At 66.5% G+C, this 2,615-nt stretch carries 4 protein-coding genes; 1 reads left to right on the plus strand and 3 read right to left on the minus strand.

From position 1 onward, the window contains the following. Positions 1 to 404, plus strand: a 404-nt coding sequence (locus tag AC1DYX_RS30210) for a hypothetical protein (protein ID WP_477265771.1), incomplete at its 5' end; no start/stop codon positions are given. A gap of 84 nt (positions 405 to 488) precedes the next feature. Here the strand turns inward: AC1DYX_RS30210 and AC1DYX_RS30215 are convergent. From AC1DYX_RS30215 to AC1DYX_RS30225, 3 genes are all read right to left on the minus strand, one after another. Further along, a complete protein-coding gene (locus tag AC1DYX_RS30215; protein WP_477265773.1) occupies positions 489 to 1,583 on the minus strand; it encodes a hypothetical protein in 1,095 nt (364 codons plus the stop codon). A 13-nt stretch (positions 1,584 to 1,596) separates the two neighbouring features. After that, positions 1,597 to 2,007, minus strand: a complete 411-nt coding sequence (locus AC1DYX_RS30220) for a hypothetical protein (RefSeq protein WP_477265775.1) — start codon at positions 2,005 to 2,007, stop codon at positions 1,597 to 1,599. 95 nt (positions 2,008 to 2,102) lie between these two features. After that, on the minus strand, positions 2,103 to 2,615 hold a 513-nt coding region (locus AC1DYX_RS30225; RefSeq protein WP_477265777.1), incomplete at its 5' end, for a methyl-accepting chemotaxis protein.

The following is a 2,615-nucleotide window of genomic DNA, read 5'->3' on the forward strand; positions in this document are numbered from 1 at the left end:
GCTGGATCTCGAACAACGACGTCGCAAAGCTGCTGGGGGGCATCCGCTCGAAGCAGATGGCGCTCATCTCCGACAGCTGTTATTCGGGTGCGTTCGCCCGCGACGGCATGGACGCCGTCGGCCACGACGTGACGGTCGACGACGTGCTGACCAAGCGTTCCGTCGTCGTACTGTCGTCGGGCGGGGACGAACCGGTCGCCGACGAAGGCAAGGAAGGCCATTCGATCTTCGCGTGGAACCTGATGCGGGTCGTCGGCGCCGTGCAGGACTGGAAGCCCGGCAGCACGATCTTCACCGACGTGCAGACGGGCGTGAAGAAGGAATTCCCGCAGACGCCGAACTACGGCGCGGTGACGGCCGCCGGGCACCAGCGCGGCGGCGATTACCTGTTCGAGCTGCGCTGAAGGTCGTAGGGTGGGCACCCCTGTGCCCACGCGTGACGTATGCGATATGTCGGCGTTACGCGTGGGCACGGGGTGCCCACCCTACTAGAACAGCACGTCCCAGGTGACGGTCACCATCTTCGCGTTCTTGGTGAAGTCGTAGGCGCTGGAATCCTTGACGGAGTCCCACTGGACTTTCAGGTCCATGTTCTTGCGGAAGTCCCAGCGCACGCCGGCGAAACGCGTGTTGTCGTTCTGCGTCGCGGTATAGGTCGCCGTCAGCTTTTCCTTGTACGACGAAAAGCCGACGAGCGGCATGAACCGGCCCATGCGGTAGCCGACCGTCGCCGTGAAACTCGACGACTTGTAGTCCAGCGCCGGACGCATGAAGCGGTTCGCTTCCGCGCGCACCATCCAGTTGCCGTAGTCGATGCTGCCGGACAGGCCGATGATGCGCTGGCGCGTGCCACGGCTGAACGTCGGCACGTCGTCCGGCGGGTACTGCGACAGGTCGATCGAGTTCTGCATGTAGATCAGGCGCGCGCCGAAGACCTCGTCGGACACGTCGAGGTAGCCGCCCAGGATGTGCTTCCAGTCGTCGTCCACGCGGTAGCCGTAGTAGATCTTGCGCTGCTCGATGTTGTCGTGGGTGTGCTCCTGGCCGGCGAACACGTTGGCGGTGACGGCCCAGTCGCCGAAGCTGCGCGCATGGCGCACGTTCACGCCGTCGTAGGCGCCGACTTCCCAGCCGTAGATATCCTGCGGCACGCGCGCCCACGGCAAGGTGTAGCCGATGTAGACGCTGTCCGAGTAGGCATAGATCGGCAGGCGGCGGCGGCCGACCTGCACCGTCGTGTCGGGCGCGATGTCGTAGGAGAGGTAGGCCCAGTCGACTTTCGGCTTGCCGTGTTCGGACACGCGCGATACGGCCTGCACGGTGCCGGACAGCTGCGGCGTGAACTGGTATTTGGCCTGCAGACCCACGAGCGATTCGCGCGCGAGGCTCCATTCGTTGCCATGGTAGACCGTGCCGTGCTCGTAATTGCCGATGAAGCAGGGGCACGGCTGGCCCATGAATTCGCCATCGGAGCCGCCGTAGGCCTTGCCCGCGGTGACGGTGGCGAATCCGGAAATACTCAGGTCACTGGCATGCGCCATGCCGGCGCTGGACAGCAGCGCGGCGATCATCAGTTTCTTCATTCTTCGTGCGTGGTTAGTTGGCGGTGGCGATGACTTTGACGGAGGCGTCAACGTCCTTCTTGTCGATGTAGCCGACGGCGTTCGGATCGGCCGCGACGGCCTTCTTCATCGCCGCGCCGGAGTCGACTTCGGCGGGCGGCGTGCCGGTGCCCKTGAAAATCAGCTTGCCCCACACGGCCTGCACCTGGGCCGGATCCTTCTTGCAGGCCCTGGAAAAGAATTCGTCGCGCAGCGGATTCTTTTCCGCGAGGTTGATCGGGGTCGGCGACTTGATCTTGCCGAGGAAGGCCTGGCAGACCTGGGGCACGGGCGGCGCCAGCGAGGAATGGGAAGACACGATGATGCTGATCTCGGCATGCGCCGGCGCCAGGGCGAACGCCGCGAACGCTACGGCGCACGCCGCTGCGGGATGTACTTTCTTCATGATGGTCTGTGGTGTTGACGGGAACCCGGCGCGAGCCGGGACGGGTTGCCGCCGCGGGCGCGGCCACGGCGGCGTAAAGCGTAAACGGGGTGCCGTCAGGCGCGGCGCCGCGTGGACACGGCATTCGACGCCGGCAGCGCCAGCGTCCCCGGCGGCACGGGCTCGACGTGCCGGAGCGTGCCCTGACGTACCAGCGTGAACACGCTCACGACGGCGGCCAGGCTGGCGGCCTGCTCGCGCAGCGCGGTCGCCAGGCCTGCGGTCTCGTCCACCAGGGTGGCGTTCTGTTGCGTGTCCTTGTCCATCTGCGCGATGGCGTCGTTGATGTGCTCGATGTCCGCCGTCTGGGCGCTGCTGGCGTCGGCGATCGCAGCCATGATGTCCGTCACGCGCTGGACGCTGCTGACGATCTCGTTCATCGTGGTGCCCGTCTGGTCGGCCAGGCGCGTGCCCAGTTCGACCTGCGTCACGGAGCGGCCGATCAGCGCGGTGATCTCCTTGGCCGCGGCGGCCGAGCGCTGCGCCAGGCTGCGCACCTCGCTCGCCACGACGGCGAATCCGCGCCCCTGCTCGCCGGCGCGCGCCGCTTCCACGGCGGCGTTCAGCGC

It is taken from the genome of Massilia sp. P2_C2 (assembly GCF_056404615.1).

Excerpts from the sequence above, each read along its gene's own strand:
- AC1DYX_RS30215 (WP_477265773.1), bottom strand. The coding sequence starts at position 1,583 with ATGAAGAAACTGATGATCGCCGCGCTGCTGTCCAGCGCCGGCATGGCG.